Source organism: Kitasatospora sp. NPDC058965, from assembly GCF_042741245.1.
Lineage (GTDB): Bacteria > Actinomycetota > Actinomycetes > Streptomycetales > Streptomycetaceae > Kitasatospora.
In genome coordinates, this window is the sequence record NZ_JBHYKG010000452.1 from 1 (window position 1) to 5,251 (window position 5,251).

The 5,251-nt window shown below is 78.3% G+C and carries 5 protein-coding genes; 1 reads left to right on the forward strand and 4 read right to left on the reverse strand.

The window, feature by feature from the left end; genetic code table 11:
- The 4 genes from ACFW1A_RS38225 to ACFW1A_RS38240 all read right to left on the reverse strand — a co-directional run.
- Positions 1 to 1,215, reverse strand: a 1,215-nt coding sequence (locus ACFW1A_RS38225) for an adenylate/guanylate cyclase domain-containing protein (RefSeq protein ID WP_380417874.1), incomplete at its 3' end; no start/stop codon positions are given.
- Between the two features lie 36 nt (positions 1,216 to 1,251).
- A complete protein-coding gene (locus ACFW1A_RS38230) occupies positions 1,252 to 1,443 on the reverse strand; it encodes an aroma-sacti cluster domain-containing protein (RefSeq protein WP_380417876.1) in 192 nt (63 codons plus the stop codon).
- Entirely contained in the window at positions 1,440 to 2,126 is a 687-nt protein-coding gene (locus tag ACFW1A_RS38235) for an iron-containing redox enzyme family protein (protein ID WP_380417878.1), read from the reverse strand. The genes ACFW1A_RS38230 and ACFW1A_RS38235 overlap by 4 nt, the downstream gene beginning before the upstream one ends.
- Positions 2,123 to 3,199: a radical SAM protein gene (locus ACFW1A_RS38240; RefSeq protein ID WP_380417880.1), complete on the reverse strand. Its 1,077-nt coding sequence runs from the start codon at positions 3,197 to 3,199 to the stop codon at positions 2,123 to 2,125. The genes ACFW1A_RS38235 and ACFW1A_RS38240 overlap by 4 nt, the downstream gene beginning before the upstream one ends.
- Before the next feature lie 261 nt (positions 3,200 to 3,460).
- Between ACFW1A_RS38240 and ACFW1A_RS38245 the strand changes: the two genes are divergently transcribed.
- Entirely contained in the window at positions 3,461 to 5,236 is a 1,776-nt protein-coding gene (locus tag ACFW1A_RS38245; RefSeq protein WP_380417882.1) for a BTAD domain-containing putative transcriptional regulator, read from the forward strand.
- Positions 5,237 to 5,251 lie beyond the last annotated feature (15 nt).

A 5,251-nucleotide genomic window follows, 5' to 3' on the forward strand; every position in this document is an offset into this window, starting at 1 on the left:
GGCGAGGCAGAGGACCAGGACCGGCGCGGCACCGGCCGCCGCGACCAGCCGGTCGAGCACCTCCAGCAGCAGCGGGGCGGCCCAGTGGCAGTCGTCCAGCACCAGGACCACCGGCCCCCGGGCGGCCAGGAAGGCCAGCACCCGGGCCACGGCGGCACAGGTGTCGTCCACCGAGGAGTTGGGCGTGCCGTCCACCAGGAGGCCGGCGGACAGCACCGCGAGCGCCTCGCTCGTGCGCGCCGCCTCCGTCGGGTCCGCGCCGTCCGGACCCCGGGCCGGCCCGTCGGCCAGCAGCGGCGCCAGGGCGTCCGCGAGCGGCTGCAGACTGCCCTGCTCGCCGTAGGGGCGGCAGCGGCCCGCGCCGTGGCGCAGCCCCTCGGTGCGGTCCAGCCAGGCGCGCACCAGCCGGGTCTTCCCCAGGCCCGCCTCGCCCAGCACCAGCAGGTGCTGGGCACCGCCCCCCTCGACCGCGCGGCCCAGCGCGGCGTCCAGGGCCGCCAGCTCGGCGTCCCGGCCGACGAACCGGACGTCGAAACGGCGCAGCAGCTCGGGATCGTCCGCGCCCAGGCCCAGCAGCCGGTGGGCGGTGACCGGGTCGGCCTTGCCCTTGAGGAGCAGCGGGCCGACCTCGGCCGCCCGCACCGTCGGGCCGGCGGCCAGCAGGGTGTCCGGGCCGATCAGGATCTGCCCGGCGGCGGCGTGCTGCTCCAGCCGGGCGGCCACGTTCACCGTCTCACCCGAGACCAGGGCCTGCCGGGCGGAGGCGTCGGCGGCGGCCACCACCGGGCCGGTGTTGACCCCGATCCGGACGTTCAGCTCGACCCCGAAGGCGGCGGAGAGCTCGGCGTTCAGGCCGTCCAGCGCCGCGACCATGCCGAGTGCCGCCGCGAGCGCGCGCCGGGCGTCGTCCTCGTGCACGGTCGGGACGCCGAAGACGGCCATCACCGCGTCGCCGATGAACTTCTCCGGGGTGCCGCCGTGGCGTTCGATCTGGCGGCGCATCAGGTCGAAGTAGCGCAGGGTGACCGTGCGCAGGGTCTCCGGGTCCAGCCTGCCGGACAGCGCGGTGGAGCCGACCAGGTCGCAGAAGACGACGGTGACCAGTTTGCGCCCGGCCGGCGCGCCGGCCGCGGCCGCCGGGGCGCACGGGGTGCCGCAGGACGGGCAGAAGCGGGCGTCCGCGGGGAGCGGTCGGCCACACGGCACACAGGGCATGAGCGGTGTCCTCGGTTCGGGTCGGTCGGCCGCGGGTCAGAAGAGCGCGCCCCCCGCGATCTCCGCGTGGGCCTCGACCTCGGGCCCGACCTCGTCCAGCCGGGTCTTGATGTCGATCAGCAGGGCGAGTTCGTGCGGGCTGAGCCCGAGCAGGACCTCGCGCTGCTCCTCGGTGAGCGCGTCGACGGCGAAGCCGGCCGCGCCGAGCCGGCTCAGGATGTCGGTCATCGTGCGTCTCCTTGGCGGTGATCGGTCCTGGCGAGCTGCCGGAAGAGCCGGGTGAGCCGGTCGGTGGCGGTCAGTGCGCTGAGGCCCACCGCCGCCTGCTGGGCGCGGTCCAGCGCGAGGCGGTCGAGCAGGTCGTCGAGGTCCGCCAGGTGCCCGGTGTCGAGCGCCGCGTGGGCACGGACGGTCCGGAAGGCGGCCGCCGGCAGCCCGGTCCGGGCCGCCAGGCGGTCCGCCAGCCAGGGGGCCGGGGCGTGGCCCTCCAGCGCGGCGACGTAGCCGAGCAGCGCGACCGGGTGGTGGTGCTCGATCCAGTAGTACTGGGCGCCCGCCAGTTCGGCCACGGCCGGTGCGGGCGGTCCGCCGGGCGGTCCGCCCCCGGCCGCGGCGAGGTCGGCCAGCAGCCAGTCGTCGTGGCCCCGCTCCTCCTCGGCGTGCGCCAGCAGGTAGCGCCGCAGCGGCCCGGCCACCGGATCGCCGGGGCCGAGCTCGGCGCAGCGCCGGGCGGCCCGCTCCATCAGCGGGACCGAGGCGCGGACCAGCGCGTGCATCGTCCGCAGGTAGGCCGGGTACCGCTCGCGCAGGCCGTCGGGGCGCCACAGGGCGGCCGTCGCGGCCCGCAGGCCGGGGTCGAGCAGGGCGAGCTTGGCGCGCAACGCCGCCGAGGCCGTGCCGGTCGCGGTCACGGCCGCCCGCCGAGGGCGACCAGGTCCGCGTACGGCGGGCAGCCGTGACGGCGCATCAGCGCCACCGGCCCGGCCTCGACCTGGAGCCGGGCCGCCGTGCGGTCCAGCAGTTCCCCGACCGGTCCGGCGCCGTCCCGGTCGGCGCCCGACAGGAGCTCGGGACGGTCGCCGAGCTGTCGGCAGCCCGCGCAGTACCCGGGCGCGGCGGGTGCGCCGTACCGGGCGTACAGGTGGTCGGGGCCGGTGCTGCGGATCAGCCGCAGCACCGGTGAGGCCGAGCTGCGGGCGCGCACCGCCGGCCAGTCGTCCCGGGCGATGTGACCGAGCGTCAGGTGGCGCGGCGCGGGTCGCTGGTCGACCGTCTGCTGGTTGCAGCAGGCGAGGACCGTGCCGTCGAAGGCCACCACCGGCCAGGCTGCCATCGCGCACGGCCGCACCCGGTCGGTGTCGGCCCGGGGCCCGGCGGCCGTGGTGGTGGCGGTGGCCCAGGAGGCGGCCCGGCCGACCGGGCGGACCTGGTTGACCAGCATCGGCACCCGGTCGGCGAAGGCGCGCCGGATGTCGGCGGTGACCTCGGCGAGGTAGGGGTCGGCGGGGCCGGAACCGGTGAGGTGGAAGCTCACCGGCACTCCGGCGTCGAGCACCCGGCGCACCGCGCGCAGCACGTCCGCCCGCGGGACCTCGCGCTCGTGGAAGGCGTCCAGGCTCGCCGAGAAGTGGTCGAGCCCGGCGAGCACCCGCATGACCGGCGCCGGCACCCGCCCGCCCCGCGCGAAGAACATGCCGCTCAGCAGGGCGGTGCGGCAGCCCGCCGAGCGGGCCACGGCGGTCAGCCCGGCCACCAGTCGCGGCCGCAGCAGCGGCTCCCCGCCGGTCAGCAGCAGCACCTCGGGCCGGTCGTCGGCGGTGAACGACCGCGCGAACCGGAGCAGCTGGTCGGCCGCCGGCTGCTCGCCCGCCATCGTCGAGGAGGTCGAGCAGTGCGCGCAGCGCAACGGGCAGCGCCGGGTGAGGCCGAGCAGCAGCCCGGCCCCGGGCCGGGGCCGCAGGGCGACGAGTTCGGCGAGCTCCACGGGGTCCCTCCTCGGTAGCCGGCTGCGGCGTCGGCCCAGCGTCGCGGCGGCCGGTTCGGCAGCGGTGGGCGGGCGCTTCGGAAGCGGTACATCCGCAGGCCGGCGCCGGTCCGCGCCGGTCCCGGTGGGCCGTCGGCGCGGACCGGTGGGGGCGCCCGGCCGGAACATGCGGGTGGCGCCCCGATGACCGGCTCGACCGTGCACGGTCAGGATCGCCGTGCCAGGACGGGGACGGTGCGGGACGCGAGGGACGGGACGACTTTGGACGATCGTGAAGACGGCGCGGTGCGGTTCTCCGTCCTCGGCCCGCTGCGGGTCGAGGTCGCCGGGCGGCCGGTGCCGCTCGGACCGCTCAAGCAGCGGCTGGTGCTGGCGGTGCTGCTCGCCCGCCCCAACCGACCGGTCCCGGTGGACCTGTTGACCGAGGCGGTGTGGCAGGACGAGCCGCCGCGCACCGCCCGCAAGAACCTCCAGGCCTATGTCTCGGCCTTGCGCCGGCTGCTGGGCGGCGAGGCGGGCGGCAGCGGCGGGGGCGACGGGTCGCGGGTGGTCCACGAGTACGGCGGGTACCGGCTGCGGGTCGGCGACGCGGAGCTGGACGTGCTGCGCTTCCAGGAGCTCACCCGGGCCGGCCGGTCCGCCGCGGCCGAGGGCGAACTGGACCGGGCCGCCCGCCTGCTGCGCCGGGCGCTCGACCTGTGGCGCGGGGAGCCCTTCGCCGACCTGCGCTGCGTGCCGCTGCTGGCGGGCGAGTCGCGGCGCCTGCTGGAGCGCTGCCTGGGCGGCTACGAGGACTGGGCCGAGGCCGAACTGGAGCGCGGCGGGGCCGCCGGCGCGGTCGCCGAGGTGGTCGGCGAGCTGGTCGACCAGTACCCGCTGCGCGAGCGGCTGCAGGCCGCCCTGATGAACGCGCTCTGCCTGACCGGCCGTCAGTCCGAGGCGCTGGCCGGCTACGACCGGTACCGGCAGCTGCTCGCCCGCGAGCTGGGGCTGGCGCCGAGCGCGGCGCTGGAGGCGCAGTACCGCTCGGTCCTGGGCACCGGCCGGCCACGGCCCGGCGGCGGCGCGGCGCGGACCGTGCTGCCGCCCGACGCGCCGGACTTCACCGGCCGCGGTGCCCAGCTGGGCGAGCTGCGGGAGCTGCTCGCCGGGGGCTGCGGGCGCACCGTCGTGCTGGCGGGCCCGGCCGGGATCGGCAAGACGACGCTGGCCGTCCGGGCCGCCCACCTGCTGCACGAGGAGTTCCCGGACGGGCGGCTGCTGCTGCGCCTGCGCAGCGAGGACGCCGCGGCCCGGCCGCTGCCCGACCTGCTGGCGGAGGCGGCGCGGCTGGCCGGGCTGGCGCCCGGGCCGGCCGACGACCCCGCCCGGACCCTGGCCCGCTGGCAGGCCTGGCTGGCCGAGCGCCGGGTCCTGCTGGTGCTGGACGACGCGCCGGACGAGTCCGCGGCCCGCGCCCTGCTGCCCGGTGCCGGTCCGAGCGCCGCGGTGGTCACCGCGCGGACCCAGCTGGCGGGGCTGGCACCGGTGAGCCGGGTCGCCCTGCCGCCGTACTCCGCGGCGGAGGCGCTGGAGCTGCTCGGCCGGATCATCGGTCCGGACCGGCTGCGCGGCGACCGGACCGCGGCCGAGCAGATCGTCACGGCGAGCGGGATGCTGCCGCTGGCGGTGCGGGCGAGCGGGCTGAAGCTGGCGGTGCTGCGGCACCTGCCGCTGCGCGAGTACGCGGCCCGGCTCGCCGACCCCGCCGCGGTGCTGGACGAGTTGGCCGCCGGCGACGTCGCCGTCCGGCCCCGGCTGGCCCTCGGCTGGGGGGAGTTGACGGAGCACGGGCGGGCCGCCCTGCTGCGGCTGGGGCGGCTCCCGCTGGCCCAGCCGTTCACGCTGACCGGGGCGGCGGCCGCGCTGGAGTGCGAGGAGGCAGCCGCGCTGCGGGAGTTGGAGGGGCTGATCGGCACCGGCGCGGGGGACCCGCCGCCCCCCGCGGGTTCCCCGGACACCCCCGGGGAAGCCGTGGCCCCGCAGAAACACCAGTAAGCGCCGGGGCGGGGA